The 17,565-nt window shown below is 63.2% G+C and carries 19 protein-coding genes and 2 pseudogenes; 10 read left to right on the top strand and 11 right to left on the bottom strand.

Going from position 1 to position 17,565, the window contains the following annotated elements; translation table 11 throughout:
* The first annotated feature begins 888 nt into the window (after positions 1-888).
* Both VFP86_19560 and VFP86_19555 read left to right on the top strand, forming a co-directional pair.
* Positions 889-2,517: an ABC transporter substrate-binding protein gene (locus VFP86_19560; protein HET9001847.1), complete on the top strand. Its 1,629-nt coding sequence runs from the start codon at positions 889-891 to the stop codon at positions 2,515-2,517.
* Positions 2,518-2,580: 63 nt separating this feature from the next.
* Positions 2,581-3,162 (top strand): methyltransferase domain-containing protein, encoded by a 582-nt coding sequence (locus tag VFP86_19555; GenBank protein HET9001846.1) that lies wholly within the window; start codon positions 2,581-2,583, stop codon positions 3,160-3,162.
* 8 nt (positions 3,163-3,170) lie between these two features.
* On the opposite strand, the gene VFP86_19550 is transcribed toward VFP86_19555, so the two are convergent.
* Positions 3,171-3,848: a hypothetical protein gene (locus tag VFP86_19550; protein ID HET9001845.1), complete on the bottom strand. Its 678-nt coding sequence runs from the start codon at positions 3,846-3,848 to the stop codon at positions 3,171-3,173.
* Positions 3,849-4,017: 169 nt separating this feature from the next.
* Entirely contained in the window at positions 4,018-5,124 is a 1,107-nt protein-coding gene (locus tag VFP86_19545; protein ID HET9001844.1) for an alpha/beta fold hydrolase, read from the bottom strand.
* 146 nt (positions 5,125-5,270) lie between these two features.
* Between VFP86_19545 and VFP86_19540 the strand changes: the two genes are divergently transcribed.
* Positions 5,271-6,086, top strand: coding sequence for a class I SAM-dependent methyltransferase (locus VFP86_19540; GenBank protein HET9001843.1), 816 nt, complete (start codon positions 5,271-5,273; stop codon positions 6,084-6,086).
* A gap of 343 nt (positions 6,087-6,429) precedes the next feature.
* A complete protein-coding gene (locus tag VFP86_19535) occupies positions 6,430-6,822 on the top strand; it encodes a nitroreductase family deazaflavin-dependent oxidoreductase (GenBank protein HET9001842.1) in 393 nt (130 codons plus the stop codon).
* Between the two features lie 44 nt (positions 6,823-6,866).
* Here the strand turns inward: VFP86_19535 and VFP86_19530 are convergent.
* Positions 6,867-7,055 (bottom strand): annotated as a pseudogene (locus tag VFP86_19530) (hypothetical protein).
* A 311-nt stretch (positions 7,056-7,366) separates the two neighbouring features.
* Here VFP86_19530 and VFP86_19525 point away from each other — a divergent pair.
* Positions 7,367-7,567: a hypothetical protein gene (locus VFP86_19525; GenBank protein HET9001841.1), complete on the top strand. Its 201-nt coding sequence runs from the start codon at positions 7,367-7,369 to the stop codon at positions 7,565-7,567.
* Between the two features lie 162 nt (positions 7,568-7,729).
* Here VFP86_19525 and VFP86_19520 read toward each other — a convergent pair.
* The 3 genes and pseudogenes from VFP86_19520 to VFP86_19510 all read right to left on the bottom strand — a co-directional run bounded on the left by VFP86_19520 (position 7,730) and on the right by VFP86_19510 (position 9,445).
* Positions 7,730-7,888, bottom strand: a pseudogene (locus tag VFP86_19520) (alcohol dehydrogenase).
* 206 nt (positions 7,889-8,094) lie between these two features.
* On the bottom strand, positions 8,095-8,469 hold the full coding sequence (locus tag VFP86_19515; GenBank protein HET9001840.1) for a nitroreductase/quinone reductase family protein: 375 nt from the start codon (positions 8,467-8,469) through the stop codon (positions 8,095-8,097).
* Positions 8,470-8,545: 76 nt separating this feature from the next.
* Positions 8,546-9,445 (bottom strand): AraC family transcriptional regulator, encoded by a 900-nt coding sequence (locus tag VFP86_19510; protein HET9001839.1) that lies wholly within the window; start codon positions 9,443-9,445, stop codon positions 8,546-8,548.
* 62 nt (positions 9,446-9,507) lie between these two features.
* On the opposite strand from VFP86_19510, the gene VFP86_19505 reads away from it, so the two are divergent.
* From VFP86_19505 to VFP86_19495, 3 genes are all read left to right on the top strand, one after another.
* A complete protein-coding gene (locus tag VFP86_19505; GenBank protein ID HET9001838.1) occupies positions 9,508-10,086 on the top strand; it encodes a LysE family translocator in 579 nt (192 codons plus the stop codon).
* Positions 10,087-10,194: 108 nt separating this feature from the next.
* On the top strand, positions 10,195-10,626 hold the full coding sequence (locus tag VFP86_19500) for a PaaI family thioesterase (protein HET9001837.1): 432 nt from the start codon (positions 10,195-10,197) through the stop codon (positions 10,624-10,626).
* A gap of 108 nt (positions 10,627-10,734) precedes the next feature.
* Entirely contained in the window at positions 10,735-11,016 is a 282-nt protein-coding gene (locus VFP86_19495; protein HET9001836.1) for a DUF427 domain-containing protein, read from the top strand.
* Here VFP86_19495 and VFP86_19490 read toward each other — a convergent pair.
* The 5 genes from VFP86_19490 to VFP86_19470 form a co-directional block, all read right to left on the bottom strand.
* Positions 10,977-12,632: an MFS transporter gene (locus VFP86_19490; protein ID HET9001835.1), complete on the bottom strand. Its 1,656-nt coding sequence runs from the start codon at positions 12,630-12,632 to the stop codon at positions 10,977-10,979. The two genes, VFP86_19495 and VFP86_19490, sit on opposite strands and share 40 nt — an antisense overlap.
* 43 nt (positions 12,633-12,675) lie before the next feature.
* Complete coding sequence (locus VFP86_19485) at positions 12,676-13,614, bottom strand: DUF5996 family protein (protein ID HET9001834.1); 939 nt, start codon at positions 13,612-13,614, stop codon at positions 12,676-12,678.
* 191 nt (positions 13,615-13,805) lie between these two features.
* Positions 13,806-14,438, bottom strand: coding sequence for a LysE family translocator (locus VFP86_19480; protein ID HET9001833.1), 633 nt, complete (start codon positions 14,436-14,438; stop codon positions 13,806-13,808).
* Positions 14,439-14,470: 32 nt separating this feature from the next.
* Complete coding sequence (locus tag VFP86_19475) at positions 14,471-15,835, bottom strand: heme peroxidase family protein (GenBank protein ID HET9001832.1); 1,365 nt, start codon at positions 15,833-15,835, stop codon at positions 14,471-14,473.
* 187 nt (positions 15,836-16,022) lie between these two features.
* Entirely contained in the window at positions 16,023-16,631 is a 609-nt protein-coding gene (locus tag VFP86_19470; GenBank protein HET9001831.1) for a TetR/AcrR family transcriptional regulator, read from the bottom strand.
* A 112-nt stretch (positions 16,632-16,743) separates the two neighbouring features.
* Here VFP86_19470 and VFP86_19465 point away from each other — a divergent pair, with 112 nt between their 5' ends.
* Both VFP86_19465 and VFP86_19460 read left to right on the top strand, forming a co-directional pair.
* The gene (locus tag VFP86_19465; GenBank protein HET9001830.1) at positions 16,744-17,088 is read left to right on the top strand and encodes a hypothetical protein; all 345 of its coding nucleotides are present in this window, start codon (positions 16,744-16,746) and stop codon (positions 17,086-17,088) included.
* Position 17,089: 1 nt separating this feature from the next.
* Positions 17,090-17,565, top strand: a 476-nt coding sequence (locus tag VFP86_19460; protein HET9001829.1) for a cysteine hydrolase, incomplete at its 3' end; no start/stop codon positions are given.

Here is a 17,565-nt window from a genome sequence, read left to right as displayed (position 1 = left end):
ATGGCGAAAGTCGTATTTCTGTGTCCCGCTTGTAGCCAATGTCCTACGGTTGAGGTAAGCGATCATGAGGTGTGCATAGGGGAAGGCTCTAATCTGGTGAAGTTACGCGTAGAGGAATGGAATGTGCTCGTCCGCGCAATCAAGGCGGGAACACTGGATGAGGTTAAGCCGCAAAGCAATTAACGAAGGATCGGGAGAGGGGACCGCGCTATGCGAACTATCGAAGGGAGCGGGGTCTGGACCGGACAGACCCCGCCCGCCATTATTCGTAGCGACTACCTATAGTTATATGGTCCGTATGGGCGATCATACGGCCCGTATACACCTTGCGACCTGCACCACCGCATCGCCCGCCAGTCACGGTTCCAGTACGCTGCGCGGCAAAACCTGTCTCGTCGATAATCGTAGGGACCATATTGAGGTCCGGGGCCGATCTGAACATACAGTCCCTGAGCCTGTGCTGGCGCGGGGGCGAAAGTCATTGGGGCGCTGACCAACATCAGGCAGGTTGCTATTAGTAATCTCAGTCGCATCGCAAGCCTTTTCATGACCGTCCACCTCCGTTCCCCTTACAGATAGTCCCCGAAGGGACATCGAATTTTATCCCTTGCACCTCCTGATGTTACCCTGCTCTGGTGAAGAACTCGTGGAGCGCTTGTGAACCTCTTATGAAGATCGATCTCATGAAAATACGCCGCAGCTGCTCAAGCGCGTCCACCATCGCAAGGAATTCGAACCGGTTTCCGGGTCGCCATCCAGCGGCTCCTCGAGCAAGACCAAAAGATCTGTCGCGCATGACGCTCACCAACCTCGTCCGTGCCGTTCGCCAGGGACGGCCGGCGCTCGCATCGAAAGCTGAATCGTCATTTCTCCCGGGGGTGTTGTGTCATGATGCAAGGTGGCAGCACGGGAGCACACGCGAGCCGGTGGTCCGCCACGATCCTCGCCGCTGCGCTGGTCTTGTCCGTCTCGGCCGCCGGCGCGGCACCCGTGACCGGAGGGGTGTTGGCGCTCGGGATCACGTCGGATCCGATCACGCTTGATCCGCACGCGTCGGCATACGCCAACACCTACCTCGTTGGCAGCCTGAACCTGATTGAGAGCCTGGTGTACCAGCAGCCGGACGGGAAGACCGTCCCGTGGCTTGCTACGGCCTACCGCATCTCTTCCGACGGACGGACGTTCACGTTCACGCTCAGGCAGGACGTCCGCTTCACGGACGGTGCGCCGCTCAATGCGGAAGCCGTCAAGTGGAACCTCGACCGCATCGTGAACCCGAATTTTCGCCCCGGGGGCGCGATCAATGCGCTCGTCGGGTACACCGGCACAACTGTGGTGGACGACCATACCGTGCAGGTGCATTTCAAGGAACCATACGCGCCGTTTCTCGCGTATGCGGCTGGCGGTGTTCTTGGGATCCTGTCACCGAAGACCACGGCCACCCAAACCCCGGCGGCCGTCGCCCACGGGGCGGTCGGGAGCGGGCCGTTCGTTGTGGGCGAGTATGTCACGAACGACCACGTGACGTTCGCCCGCAACCCCGATTACAATCGTCGAGCACCTTGGAGCGATCATCAAGGACCGCCGTACCTCGAGCGCGTCGTCTGGAAGATCGTGCCTGAACCCGGGACCCGCGCCATCACGGTCTCCTCGGGAGAGACGCAGATGATTTACGTGCTTGGGTACGGGCCGGGCGGGGGCGCGATCTTGGCCCAACTGAGAAAAGACTCGCGGCTTGTAGAGGATGCCCGGCCGTTCCCCGGGTCGGCCTACTTGTGGTTGTTCAATGTCCGGCTCCCGCCTATGGATGACGTGCGGGTGCGACAGGCGCTTATCTACGGCATCAACCGCCGGGCGATCATCAGCGCGCTGTACCGGGGCCTCGGCTCGCCGGCATGTGGCATCGTTAGCCATGTGATGCTCCAGGACACGGCCGCGTGCGCATATTACCCGTACAATCCGGGCAAAGCCGCGCAACTCCTCGACGAGGCCGGCTGGAAGATGGGACCCAACCATCTGCGCATAAAGGACAACCGCCCGCTCTCACTGGTCTTCAATTCGCTTAACAGCGGAGGCGGCGACCTGCCCGATGTCCAGCCGGTGCAGGGTCAGCTGCTCGATCTCGGGATCGAACTCAAGATCAAGAGCCAGTCCATCGGCGGGTTTGCAGACGATAACTTCCGCTGCGCCGACCACGCGGGGACGATCTTCCTGCGGTCAAACGATCCCGACACGCTGTACGCATTGTTCGCCTCGGCGAACATCGGGTCGAACTTCAACTGGTCCTGCTATTCCAACCCCGAGGCCGATCGGCTCCTCACCGAGGGACGGAGCACGCTAGATCCTGTGAAGCGGCAGGCTGTATATGTGCGCCTCGACCACATGCTCCTGGATCAGGCTATCGCGATGCCGATGATGGACGAACTGTCGGTGTGGGTGCGCCGCTCCAATGTGCAAGGGGTCCGCTACAACTACTCGACATATCCGGCGTTGAGCGACGCGTACGTGGTGAAGTAACAGCAAGCTGAAAACCCCACTCGTCTGTTCGCCAGTCTGCGGATGAGATAGCGGAGATCTGGGGTGCACTTCCAGAAGGATCTATCGGAGGCGGATTGGGACGACATCGGGCGACGCCAAGTCGCGCGGATCGATCTGGCGCGGGAATGGATCGCGCTCACCGACATGCGAGCGGGCAGCCGCGTGCTGGACATTGGCCCGGGACCGGGAGAGTTCACCTGTGAATATGCCAAGGTCGTGGGAGCGGGCGGGAGAGTGTACGCGCTGGAGAAGGCGGAGAGTGCGGTCGCGTATCTGCGGCGAGCCCTCGAGTTGCGCGGCGTCGACAACGTGGTTGTGCTGAAAGGAGACGCCGAAGAGGCTGTGGATGTTGACGGTGATGTCGATCTGGTGATGCTCACCGACGTTCTGCACCACGTCGATCGCCCACAGGCAGTGCTGCACAAAGTAGTGGGTGTCCTGAACGGTCACGCAAAAGTCCTGATCGCGGAATTCGATCCCGACGCCGAGGGGTTGGTCGGCCCCCCTCTTGCACACCGGCTGGCGGCCCGGCAGATTACGAAGCTTCTCGGCCGCGAGCGACTGCGGATCCTCGATGAAGGCCGGCAGGCGTACGAGCACTACTTCGTGATCGCGAGCAGGTAATGATTCTACTATGATCTCGTCTCGTTTCGGCCTGGGTGCCGCAGCATGCTCAAGGCGATCCAAACGCCTCCGACCCCGATCAGCAAGCCGTCCACGACCCGAATCGCCCGGGGAAATAGCGGAAAGAACAGCGCCAGTCCGAGCGCGAACAGCACGCCGCTCCATCGGGGTAACGCGCCGGAGCGCCACACGGCAACCGCGATCAGTACGGCGCCGACCGCGAGTACGAGCAGGCCCGGAAAGAGAAATCGGGCCTGCGGGCCCATGCGGATCGCCATCGCCAGGGCCAGCAGGTCCATGTTCTTCTGCCGAATTGCGGCCTGACCGATTGCCCGCAGCGCAAACGGCTCGGTTCCGAAAACCGTGGGCAGGATGAATCCGACGCCAATCCAGCTGACGATCAATCCCGGGGCTGCCAGGCGCTCGACGTGGGTGTCTCGCAGAAATTCGGACAATGCGAGGAGCCCCACGGGAAGCAGGACAAATCCGAGACCTGCAAGGATGTGCGCGGCAACCCAAGGCGTTGACGCAAACGTAGCGGCGACCTCTGCGGGGGTACCTGTTCTATCAGTAAACGGCCTGACCAGCGGGAACACGAGCAGCAGCAGCGACGATATGGCGAGACAGACTGGGCCCATGGCAGAGCGGTGCTGCTGGGTCTGCGCCAGATGGGTTGGTGCCCGCACAATAGCCCCCGTCAGTCTGCCTTTCGGTGCTTGCAACCCATATCACTTTGAACTTGCTGGCTTCAGATTAGCGACAAGCCGGAGTGGGCGTCACCGGGGGAAGTACGTGTCTTTCGCGGAGCAGGTACGTGTTTTCGTGGCAGGTACCGAGCAGGACTCGCCCGCCCTCTCAGTGCGGCGGGCCCGCGTAGAGGCCCTGCGAGACCGCCCACGCCGCGACCTGGACGCGGGAGTTGAAGCCGAGCTTGTTCAGAATGCTCTGCACGTGGCCCTCAGCCGTCCGCTCCGTGATCACCAGCCGCTCGGCGATCTCGCGATTGGCAAGCCCTTGAGCGACCAACGCCGCGACTTCCCGCTCGCGGGGGGTCAGCAGGGCGAGCAGCCAGCCACCAGAAGTAGGTCTCGCTGGCGCCACTGCCGCGCGTCCCTCGGTCCCGTACCCTGCCGTATCGAGAAAGCGCCGGACTTCTGCGATCAGCGGCTGCCAACACGGGTCGCCCTCCTGAGGCAAGTGGTTCTTCCCCTCGAGCGGGATGAAGCGCGCGCCCGGGATCAGCGCGGCCATCCTGCGTCCTTCTTCGAACGGCACGCGTGCGTCGTCCCGGCAGTGTAGGACGATGGTGGGGACGGTGACCCGAGGGAGCAGATCGGTGACATCGATCTGCCCGAATGCCTCCATAATCTTGACGGCGTTCTCGGCAGACGTGGAGGCCCGCATGAGCTCATTGAACCATCGGACTTGCTCGATCCGAGCGTCGGGCATAAACTGCGCGGTGAATATCTGGCGGTATGCCGGATTGTCCCGGCCCCAGCCGAGCCTGACCAGAGACAACTGCGCCTCGTGCTCCTCGCGCGTGACCTGTCCTCGTTTAAGGTGGCCGCGGGCGAACGCACCGTACAGGATGAGATGGGTCACTCGCTCGGGATGACGCACGGCGTACGCCGCGGAAACCGCGCCGCCTTGCGAGATGCCCAACAGAGGCACCCGATCGACGTTGAGCGCGTCGACCACGGCCTCCAAGTCGTGTACCATGGCATCGAAAGAGAAATCTCTAACATCCCAATCGGAAAGACCGCAGCCGCGCTCGTCGTACCGCACGAGCCGGCGACCTGCCGCCAGCGCCTCCATCCAGTGCCGCCAGATCGGACTGTGCCAGTCGAATTCGAGGTGAGTCAACCAGTTGGCCGCTTTGACCAGCGGGGGTCCGTCGCCAATCGAAGCATAGGCGATGCGGACGCCATCCCGGGCCGTGCAGAACCGGATCTGCTGGTCCATGAACGCGTCCAGTTTTCGACTCAGGCCGATGCCGCCCCTCCAGCTTGCCTACGCGCGCGAGCCGGTCCGCAACCGGTCGGACACGATGGTTGCCCCGGACGATTAGACCCCCCGACATGAGCTATGCTGAGATCACGAGGTGAGTAATGGAAGAGCAAAAGCGCCGGGTCGTGGCCGCGTTTGACCTTGCCTCCGACACGTATAACGAGCCAGCTTTGAGATGTTTCGACTTGCATGCACTCGCGCTCATACGAGAAGCGCAGGTTCATGAAGGTGCGCAGGTGCTCGATGTAGCCACGGGCACTGGGAAGGTGGCGTTCGCAGCAGCTCGGGCGGTCGGGCCAAGGGGACGGATTGTCGGAATCGATCTGGCAGAGGGCATGCTGGCACAGGCGCGTCGCAGAACCGGGAGCCTGCCGGTCGAGTTTCGGTTGATGGACGCGGAGAAGCTTGAGTTCGATGACGCAACGTTCGACGTGGTGTTGTGTGGGTTTGCTGTCTGGTTTCTGCCTGACATACTCCGTGGAATGCGCGAGATGCAGCGAGTATTGCGGCCGGGTGGGCGTCTGGCGTTCTCAACCTGGGCCAAGCAGTCTCACGAACCAATGATGGAGATGATGCAAGCCCGTCTGGAGCGCTACGGCACCCGTCGTGTTCCCCCTCCCGCGGAATCATGGAAGAAGTGTGAGGAGCCCGAGCACCTCCTCACTCTCCTGGAAAAGACAGGATTTCGAGACAGACAAGTCGTCCCCCAACCAGCCGGCTATTTCATTGAGCCCGAGGACTGGTGGACGTTCTTGTGGGGAGCTGCGCCGCGCGGGAGGTTGAGCCGGTTGCCACCAGAGTCCCTCGCGCGCTTCAGGAAGGAAATTCTGGAAGAGGTGAGGAGTCTAAAAGGCGAACACGGCATTTGGTTTGATGTCTCAGCGTTGATTGGGATTGGACTCCGAGAACACGAATGAGCATCGGACGTATGCAAGATCCAACCCCGAGTCATGCGGTGTCAGGGTCAGCTGCGGAACTAGCTCAAGTAGCGAGTGCCTGTGCGATCAAAATGCTCCCCGAGAAGAGCAAGAGGCAGAGCACCACTCCGGGTGCGATCAGAACCTAGTGGAATGGCCGCGACCTCCCCCCGGATTTTGGTCTGCTGATCTTCACCGGTTCGGCGCGTTTCCTCGGCCACCCTTCGCAGCGGAGAGGGGCTCCCTGCCCGCGCAGCGAATGCCGCCCACGCGCGTGGGTCGTTCGCCGCGGGTAAGAACGTAACAAGGCGCCCACGTCCACCCGCATGGGGGGGTACTGCCCATGCCGTTGCCCCGGTGGCTCGCACGCTTCAACCGATACGTCACGAATCGCCTGCTGGGTCCCTGGGCGCGGTACTTGCCCGCCTTCGGTGTAATAGTACACACGGGGCGGAAGACCGGCCGCCGCTACCGCACGCCCGTGAACGTCTTTCGGCGTCCCGGCGGTTACGTCGTCGCGCTCACGTATGGCCCCGACTCAGATTGGGTTCGCAACGTCCTGGCCGCTGGCGGCTGCACGCTCGAGACGCGTGGGCGGACTGTCCGGCTAACGCGACCTCGTCTGTACCGCGACGAGCAGCATCGTGCCGCGCCGCCATGGCTCCGCGTGATCGGCAGGCTGGGGAACATCGCCGACTTCCTCGATCTTACCGTAGAGGATGGGGCGGTGGACTAGACAGGCCCGGGCCGAAGCGGGGTGACACGGCAAGGGAAGCCCCCTTAGTGATTATTGCGGGGTTGGTGCACGTTGTTCTGCAGCGGATGCTCAAGCGCTCCCAACCGGCTCGCGCCTTGGACGGGGAACATCCAGCCCGGATATTCGGGGGGCAGAGCGCTCACCTCGTCGAGTAGCCTGATTTCATCTTCAGTCAGCTTGAGTTCCACGGCGGCTACATTGTCCTGCAGTTGGACATCGTCCGAAAGGGCACTCCGCGATTTAGCAAAAGGTCGGCGGGGGCTCCCCCCGGCCTCTCGCGGCGGCACACCAACCAGATGAATGCCTAGTGGCAGTCTAGCGAGATCCCGACCGTTGCGGTGGGAATCCTGGGCGGGGGGTCGGAGCGCCTGAGCCGACCGTGTTGAGACTGCCGGTGCGGCTGCCCAAACGGCCGGGGCTGGGGTGCAGGCCAGGATGTCCCTTCGGACGATGCCGACAGCGCCCCCGTCTGCCACAGTATCGATGGACGCCTCGATCGAGCGTGTCCGGGAGGGGGGATCCGATGACGTCCGACACACTCTTGAGCCGAGTCCTGGGTGGGGAGACGGAAACGGATATCGACGCATTCGTCGCGGCTGTGATTCGAACGCACGAGCGCATGCAACGGAACATCTGGCGGCTGGCAACGGAACGAATCTGGTCGGCGGCGAGCGAGGCGCGAGCCGACTGTCAGCTCCTCGAGGTGTCCCGTCTCGGAAAGTAGTTCCTGCGCGGCGACGCGCTCCACCGTCTTGACGCGCAGCCGCACCTCGATGGCACCTGGTCCAACACGTTCAGGGATGTCGAACGTCTCCGCGCCCAAACCCGATGACTGAGTGACCCTCAGTCGGGAGACGTCCAGGAGGAGAGGCGCGCTCTGCCCAGTTTAATGCCCAGTTGTGAGAACACATCGGAACCGTGCCTTACAGCTCATCATCAATTCGTATGCCTCTGCGGCGCGCTCGAGCGGGAACACCTGGCTGATCGACCGTACGCCAGTGAGCACACTAAAGACAAGCGTATCCTGCGAATCCATGGACGTGCCGAGACGTACAATGGGGTCATGCCGGGGTTCGCGGGATCTCTGAACGACGATCAGATTAGCCAGACGCTCACGTATATCCGCAGTTCTTAGGGAAACAATGCCGCGGCCGTGAGCGCTGAAGTAGTGAAGGAGGAACGGGCCACACCTGGGACGCCGGCAAACAACTATCAGAAATATCCAAAGTAGACGCGGAATGTTTCTGCCGGCTATTTCGCCTGGCCGCAAGCATCGATCGGGACATCGACAACGACATCCGAGTGGTCGTAATATTGGGCGACGAGCTTGGCACTATATTTCTTCCGGAACCGGTCCAGCACTCGCTGGACCGCCGATCGTGCCCGTCTCGGACGCCCCATCGCCGTCACCGCGCGTCGGCCCGCCCGCAGGGTGAGCGTCGGATCGGCGAGCACATTCCGGAACCACTGGGTGCGCGACCCATGCACCGGGAGGAGCCACAAGGTCTTTCCCTCGAGTACGAACCATACCGGAAGTGTCACTTCGTGCCCGCTGCGACGTCCCTTCACAGTGATCTTGATCTCCTCGCGATCCCGGATTGCTTTCGCAAGATCCGCCTGGACCATAATGATCCCCTCCTACCAACAATTGCCGGGCCTTCGCCGAAGCCTCGCCTGGACCGATTTGAACATGTAGATCCTCCTACGTATGGGCCTTCCGCGCTTGACGCGTCCGACCCGCCCTCAAAAACGCGCGGTAATGCGCGGGGGTCAGCCCGAACGTCGACCTGAAGGCGCGGGTGAAGTGCGCCTGGTCGGCGAAGCCCGCATCGCACGCGACCTCGACGAGAGGTCGATCCCGGTGAATCCGCTCACGCGCGTAGTCGAGACGGCGCATGAGCAGATAGCGGTAGGGGCTGGTCCCGAACATGATCCTGAACTGGCGGGACAGCTCATAGCGAGTTAGTCCGGTGATCGACTCGAGTTCCGTCGAGCGCACGACGCGCGTCTTCTCAGCGTCCAGGAACTGTCGCCCCCGTTCGAGGGCCCGGACGTCGATGCGTCGTGACCCCCCCGGGCCAGAACCTCCGCATTCTGCGGCTACCAGTCCTTCCGCCAGGTCGGCGACGAGGCTGTCCATCGCCAGCGATTCCGGCGGAGCGCTAAAGGCTGCCTCGATGGTGTGCGACAGCCGCGGGCTCGTCGACACGGGCTCGCCGACGAACGGCAGTGGGGCGGGCCTTCCGCGGAGCACCTGGACCGCCTCGGCCAACAGCGACGGGTCCACGTAGACGATCCGGTACCCGAATCCATCGCTGGTGCCGGCGCGTCCGTCGTGGACCTCGTCCGGATAGAGCACGGTCACCTGCCCTGGAGTGCTCACATGGGCCGAGCCCCGGTAGTCGAAGACCTGCACGCCGGAGTCGGTTACGCCGACGGCGTACGCGTCGTGCCGATGCTTCTGGTAGGCCTCGCCCGCGAACCACGCGCTGAAGAGCTCAACGCCGCCGGCCGGCCTCGTGCTGGTGATCCAGCCCGCCACCGTTCCCCGGCACGATCGTTCAAGACCCTCGCCGGCCCATCTGGTTTGCTTAGATTGCATCGGTCGCCTCCGTCAAGAGGCCTGCTGATCCCTGGAGGTAGCGTACGACGACGGAGCAGGTCGTGGCGTTTCTTCTCTTCGCCATTGTGGCCGCCGTCACCCCGGGCCCCAGCAACACGATGCTGGCCGCGGTCGGCGCCAACGCGGGCATCATGAGAGGGCTTCCCAGCCTGTTCGGCGTGATGACCGGGATGGGTCTCATGATGTTTCTGGTGCCGTTCGGCCTCGGGAGTCTCGTTCTCCGGCACGCTTCGCTGCTCTGGGCGCTCAAGGGCGGTGGTGCCGCCTTCCTGCTTTGGCTCTCGTGGAAGATCGCGACGTCGTCCGGCCGCGTCGATTCGCAGCCGGACAGGGACCCGGTGGGGTTTCTGGGCGCTGCCGTTTTCCAGTGGGTGAACCCGAAGTCCTGGCTCATCGCGGGGCTCGCGGGCACCTTTCTCAGCGCCCAGGCGGGGAGTGCCGTCGTGCAGGCGGCCTCCCTCGGTGGGCTGTTCGTACTGGCGGCACTGCCGAGCTGCTTCTTGTGGTTGGCATTCGGAGCTGCCGCCCAGCGCGTCCTGCACAGCCGCCGCAGCCTGAGGATCTTCAATCGCACCATGGGCGCCCTGCTTGCCTTGTCGATCGTTCTCATCGTCCGGTAGCCGCGCCGACGGGGCCGTTCACGCGAACAGCGTGCGCCCTCAAGATGGGCCGACGCCCTCCTGGTAAGCTGAGAGAATAAACCTGCGGGGCGCGAAAAGGACACCGTCGTGGCGAGTTTCGAGTCCAAGGACCCCAGCTTCGAGACACGTGTCCGCCAGAGTTTCGCGCGGCAGGGGTTCATGGCCGCCATCGGTGCAACCATGACACGGGTGTCTCCGGGCGAGGTGGACATTGAGCTCCCGTTTCGAAGCGACCTTACTCAACAACACGGGTATATGCACGGGGGTGTCGTCACGGCGATTGTGGACAGTGCCTGCGGGTACGCTGCGCTGAGCCTCATGTCCACGGGAACCGAAGTGTTGACGGTCGAGTACAAGGTCAATTTCCTCGCCCCAGCCCGTGGCAGCCGGATGATTGCGTGCGGCCGGGTGACGAGGCCCGGACGGACGATCACCGTCTGTACGGGTGATGTCTTTGCGGTTGACGGGGAAGCCAGGACGCTGGTGGCGACCATGCTGACGACCATGCTCCTGCGATAGGGTGAGAAACAAAATGCAACCACGAGGGTGCGGGATCCCCACGCTCGGTTCCCATTGCTACACGACTCGTGCTAACGTGGAAGGAGAAACACATGGAGGACGGTGATCATGAAGGCGACATGGCGCGGTCAGGTGATCGCGGCGAGCGAACGAACTCTCGAGGTGGACGGTTACCGGTACTTCCCGCGGGAAACCGTCCGCATGGATATGCTCCGGCATGCGCCGAAGACGCAGGGCGATCTGGACTGCCCACATGGGGTCCAATTCTACGATATCGTCGGAGACGCCGCACGGAGCACACGGGCCGCGTGGTCGTACGAGGCGCCGGGCGCTTCGAGGAAGCAGGTCGATCACTGGATCGGGTTCTGGGAGGACGTAGAGATCGGCTGATCTCGGTCAGTGGCGACCGGAGCCACATGGCGACACCTGCGCCACAGTGGATCGGGAGAGACGACCCTTCCGCGCTGCGGGGAAGCCGGTGTCTGTATTCCGACGGCATTGATGACGGCACCCGCCAGGAACAATGCGGCGCTGGCCAGCATGGCAAGGTGAAACGCCGCGGTTGAGGCGGCGCGGGCAGCTTTCTGCACATCTTCAGGGACACTCGGCGCCACGGGGTTGAGGGGAGGAATCTGCTGGCGCACGATTTGCGACGACGTGTCGAGGCCGCGGACATGGGTCGCCAGTGTGGTGTAGAAGCTGGCGGTGATCGCGATGAAGATCAAAGCCACGGCGAGTTGCGGTCCCACATCGGAGATCGCGGTGTTGATGGCGGACGCGACCCCCGCGTTCTCGACCGGGACCGACGCCATGAGCGTCGCCGTGAGGGGGGCGACCATCATCATGGCTCCGAGGCCGAACAGGACCATGCCGGCGAGGAGGTCGGTGTAGTAGCCGGTGGGGGGCACGAACGTGGTCAAGTCGCCCGGGCGCATGGCCCATGCCGGACTTTGCGCGGGGACTTGTGCAAGCGAGGCCGCGCCGACGGCCATGAGGACCGGGCCCGCTGTCATGAACCAGCGCGGCCCGTAGCGCGAGGCGAGCGCACCAAACCGTGTTGAGAAGACGGCCATGAAGACCACTGCGGGAATGGTGGCGACGCCAGCTGCCGCGGCAGTATATCCAAGTGTCCCCTGCATGAAGAGGGTGAGGTAATAGAACGTCACGGCGAGAGCCGCATAGATCACCAGGGTCGACAGGTTCGTCACGGTAAAGTTCCGAGACCGGAAAAGAGAGGGGGGGACAAGGGGATTGGCCGCACTGAGGATCCGCACGAAGAGCAGCGCGGTGGCTGCACAGCCGATGCCCAGCGCCACAAACGCCTCCGGACCGTGCCACTCGCGTTGCTGGCCCGAGATCGTCCCGACGACCAACCCGCCGATCGCCAGAGCCGATAGGATAGTGCCGGGTATGTCGAATCCTCCCGAGGTCGCTGTGTCATGGCTTTCGCGTGCGAACCGCTGGACCATCCACAGTGTGAGCAAGGCGAAAGGCACATTCACGAGAAAGACGGCCCGCCACGATACGGTATCCACGAGGAGGCCCCCAATGAACGGACCAAGGATCGTCAGTCCGGCGGAGGCACCCGACCAGGTCCCGAAGGCTCGGCCCTGTGCCTCGCCGGTGAAGGTCGCGGTGATAAGAGCCAGCGATCCGGGAATAATGAACGCACCGGCAACGCCCTGCAACAGACGGAATACGACGAGCCATTCCATGGTGGGCGCCAGGCCGCTGAGGATCGACGCCACCCCGAACCCCGCCACGCCGATGGAAAACATCCTACGCCGTCCATAGAAGTCGGTGAGCCCGCCGGCCAGGACTACGAGCGCGCTCTCGGCAAGCAGGTAACCATTGTAGACGTAGGACTGCCCCTCCAGAACACCAAAGAGATGCGTCGGGAGTTCGCGCCCGATCTGGGGCAGGGCGATGGTTACCACGCTGGAGTCTAAGAATACGACACTCGAGCCGAGTATCGCCGCGATCAGCGTCCAGGTCTTGTACGTCAAGGCGCGCGATTCAATGGAGACCTCCGTGCAAGGAGCGGATGACCTATCGTTCCAAGTTCTCTCGATCCCATCGCCCGAGGGTCGCGGCCGCCTCATACGTGCTCTGTAGAAACTCCAGCACCATTGTGCGCGGATCGGGCGCCGATCGTACATCGTCAAACAGGAGAAGGAAGTTGGAGAACTCCGCGCTGTAGAAGGCAGGCGTCGGACGGATGCGGGCGTCCTTGAAACCGGGGGGTTCAGGCCACGCGTAGGAGAAAAACGCGGGGCCTGTGAGGCTGCCGCTCCCCGGCCAGAAACCGCAACTGCTGACCTCGTGTGAGTATCCCTCGCGCGTAATAATATCGGCGCCCTCCCGCACGGTCGCACGGCGACCGGAAAAGCGTGTCACGGCCAGATCGAAGCTCCCCCAGAAGAAGTGGACCGGGCTGGCCTTTCCGATGAAGCGCGCCCGGAACTCCTTGAAGATGCCGTCCATCGTCAGGAGAATCCGCCAGAATCGATGGGCGTAGGCCGCATCGTACGATGCGTGCTGGCGATCTTCTTCGAAACGAATCGGGGCCTGCTGTTCTGATGGCATCGTCCAGATTCTGACGTCGATCGCGAGCCTCCGAAGCGTCGTCATGACATCATGATAGAAATCGGCGACCGACTGAGGACGGAGGGGGATCGTTTCGGTGCGCCCATCGCTCGTCTGGAAGATCAGCCCGTGATCGATAAAGTCGAATGTCGCGTCGAACGTGCGATCACCGAACGGGATTGGCGTGGTGGTCAGGCCGCGCGACGTCAAGTACAAAGGGACCTCCCACCAATGATTGAGGTGAGGTGTGAGCTTGAGCCTGATCTTTCCAACGATCTGCGTCCACATGTGGAGCGTGTCGCGGGTATCCCTCCATGCTTCCAATGGCAATGCGGGCCACGCTTCTGGCTCGGAATGTTTCCCGACTGGAAACGTCGCACTTTTCGCGTCGGACGTGGGCATGAAACTCCTCCCATCTCTGGCATTAAACGAAGCGCTGAACGAGTGTGAGGACCGGGTCTCGGCGACTGTTCGCCGGCCGCTGTCGATCGCCAGCGCATGCCTCTGGTTGGGCCAGTATTTCAGTTTTGCCTCCTGAACCCCTGCCATCGGAGGACCCTGGCGGGTCCTGAGCTGGGGGCCTGGGGGCCACTCTATTGGCGCTCAAGCGCCAGCCGCGCACCAAATCCGACGAAGACGCTGCCGGTGATCCAGCGAGAGAGGGATGCGTACACCGGATGGCGGACCAGCAGGCATTTCACATGGACCGAGGACTGCACGACCATCGCCAACGATCCCGCCGCACACACGACGAAGATGCCTCCGAGAAGGAGCAGTTGTGCGGTCACATGACCGGCGTGGAGGTCGACAAACTGGGGTAGCACGGAGATGTAGAACATCGCGGTCTTTGGATTGAGCAATTCCGTGGTCAGCCCTCCAAGATAGTCCTGCCACCACGAGCGGGGCGGCCCGGCCGGCGCAGCGTTCAGCAGATCAGCCGGCGCGGCGAGGATCGTCCGGACGCCCAAATACACAAGATACAGTGCCCCGGCGATCTTCAGCGCGCCGTACGCGATCGGCGACACCTGGAGAATAGCGCTGACGCCCAGGACCGCGCTGACCTGCAGGATGCAGGTCCCGGAGAGCAACCCGGCCGCCGTCACAAATCCCGCGCGGCGTCCGAACGAGATTGACCGATTGAGCGTAAAGAGGATCGCGGGGCCAGGTGTCAGGACCAAAAACAGGACGGCGGGAAGATAGATCGCGAGCATGCTCGGTGAGATCATGTCACGTTCCACTCACGTGGGCCTGCCGGAGTTTAGACCACACCTGCAAACGCTAGAAGGTCCGTCATCCCAAATTCACCGGCCCGCGCCCCGGGCAACGTCGGATGCCAGTGCCGGTTCACGTTTCGGTACGAATGCGGATCGCCCTCAAGCAGACCCATCAGAACTTCGGCGACGATCCGGCCACCCACATCCCCCAGGCGTTCACCACGACACTGGATCTCGGCCTCCTTGAGCACGTAGAACCACAGCGGGGTCTCGCCCTCCCACCCGAGCGTCTGCAGTCCCAGCGCGTCCTTAGGCAGCGGGACGAGCCCGATGAGTCGCGCGATGGCCTCACCGGATGGGAGGTCGCAGTTGACCCCGCGTTCGAGATCACGGTACGCGAGGGAGTGCTGCTCGGGCCGTTCGGTCTCGCCGACGATGGCCTCGGGAAGATCCATCAGGGCGTGCACGAGGCGTGCGTCGATGCGCTTGCTCGCCTGAGGGGGCCGGTGCCCCGGCACGGCAAAGAACCGGGCCCAATCGACAACGTGGGCGGCGGGGACCGGACGCGTCCCGGCGAGGTCCGGGAAGATCGTCAAGCCGGCGGCGCGATCGTTCAGCTCATACGTTCCGCGGATCTGCGGGTGCCCGAAACGATAGGCGGCGTCGGCGAACTCAACGGGGATGAAGGGCTGACCTTTGAAGGCGTAGATCAGATGCCCGTCATGCAGGATTTGTTCTACCAGCTTTTCTCCCACGCTGAGAGGCAGGAGCTCGTGGACGACGATCCACTGATAGTGCCAGGCGGCGAGACGCCGGGCTTCCTCCAAGGCGGCATCGCCCCGCAGCCCCTGCGTATGGAGTTCGTCCACGATCCGGTTGTGAAATTTCAGGAACACCAGGTGAAGTTGCGAGATGATCATGTGCACGTCGTTCCGCGAGTCGGCGATCAGCGCTTGCCCCTGCACGTTGCGCGGTACATCGTTCTGCTGGCCCGCGTCGTTTTGCCCGATGAGGAACTTGTCGGAGTCGCGCAGATCATAGAAATATGGATGAGCAAGGGCGCCGGCCCCGTACACAACCTCGAGATCGAGACGGGGTGTTCGGAAATTGCGGAGTTCCCTCAGCGTCGCGTGGTGGTGCAGCATCGACGGATCGCGCGTGATATCGTGCGCAATGAACTGTGCCAGGAAGGGAAAGCCCGCCGGAATGCGGGCGTTGTCACTCGCGGGATCGTCAAATGCGCCGGCCGGGAGATCCATGCTCGACCCCGAGCGGCCGAGCGCGCGGAGGACGCTTTCGTCGATCTTTAGCGGAGGCAGGTCGGGGAACATTCGGCCGTACTTGCCTTGGGAGACGTGGGAGAGCGCTCCCTTGAATCGCGGCGAGATGACGCAGCTGTGCCCCGTCATGCCACCTCAGGCCACCCGGCCATTTCTGCGGCGACCGCATCTGCGCTCATGTACCATCATCCTCCAGTCAGCCGCGGCCGATGCTGGCGCGGGCCATTTCCCGTCTCGGCGGTGTACGGCTTACCCGTCGGTTCCGGAACCACCTGCGCCGGGATGCGTTCACGCCGAGCACGTCAGGCGCGAATAGTCACGCGCGACGAAGGCCTTTCAGCACCGTGTCGACGACCTGTGCGTCCCATCCTTCCCGGAACGGGATGCCGGCGAGGTACTGGGCGTAGTACGCGCCAACAAGCATCTGGGCGCCCATCTCAAGGTCGGCGTCAGGCCTGAGTTCTCCGCGCTCGCGCGCGCGCGCGAAGACTGCCCGCAGCATCGCCCGCCGTGGCTTGATGACATGGGTTCGGAAGAAGGCGAGAAGCTGCGGCGTGTCATGTTCTTCCGCGAGCACCGTCCCGATCATCGCCATTCCGAACGGCCGGGAGACGCCCTTCCGAAAGTAGCGCACGTGCGCGATCAGGTCGGCTCGGGTCTCGCCGGTCTCGGGAACGATCCTGCGGTCCCGAGCGTGCGCCAGGGCTTTCGTCGCCACATCGGCCTTGCCGCCGGGGAATCTGAGGTAGATGCTCGGCTTCGTCACCCCCGCGGCCGCGGCGATCGCGTCGATCGACGTCCGCGCGTACCCGTGTTGCGCCATAAGGCGGAAGGCGGCCTGCAGGACTGCCTCATCGATGGCCGGCGATCGCGGACGGCCGCGTCCATCGTGCGGCGGTGCCGGCTTTCGAATAGTCCGTCTCATGGATGGGCTTGACAAATATATTTACCATCCCGTATAGTAATGCCCCGCATAGCCAGTGTATCATCACATCGGCGGGGAGGCAAGCGCCGACCCAGCCCCAAGGAGCACAACGATGAAGGTCATTGCATACGATCGCACGAAGCCCGGCGTCACCTACGACCAGCTCGAACCGTACCTGCCCAAAGAAGTAGCCAACGTGTGGCGGCTGTGGAAAGCCGGGATTGTGCGCGAGAACTACGCGCGCACGGACGAGCTCGGGGTGGTGATCGTGTTCGAGGTGGACAGCGTCAAGGCCGCAAAGCGATACACCGACGACTTTCCGCTCACGAAGGCGGGGCTCATCGAATGGTTCTTCATCCCGGTCCAAGTGCCGCTGCCGATCGAGGTGTTGTTCGACGCCAAGGTCGATATCAACGAGCCGTATGACCGCACCACGTCCGCGGGGGTCGCGCGCTAAGATGGACCGCGCCTTCAGCCTTGATATCCCCGCGACACTCGACGAGGTGTGCCATCCGAGTCGGACGGCCTTGATCGTGTACGACATGCAGATCGGCATCGTTTCGCAACTTGCGACGGGGCGCGCCGTCGTCGAGCGAGTCCGGCAGGTATTGCAGGCGGCGCGCGCCGGCGGGTTCCGCGTCTTCTTCACCCGGCACATGTCCCTGCCGAACGAAGTCGCCGGAGTGAGCCAGCTGCGGCGCGCGAAGGCATGGCAGAGCGTCGACCGCGCGGCGGACGCCACGCCGGCCTTTCCACGCGATTCTGCGCAGTTCCAGATCGCTCCCGAGATTGCGCCGTTGCCCAGTGAGGCCGTTGTGGATAAGATCACGATGTCGGCGTTCGCCGGGACGTATCTCGACATCGCACTCCGTGACTGCGGGATCAACGCCTTCGCGATTGTGGGGATCGCCCTCGAAATCGGGATCGAACCGAC

It is taken from the genome of bacterium, assembly GCA_035703895.1.
Lineage (GTDB): Bacteria > Sysuimicrobiota > Sysuimicrobiia > Sysuimicrobiales > Segetimicrobiaceae > Segetimicrobium.
This window is presented reverse-complemented; position numbering and strand designations above follow the sequence as displayed.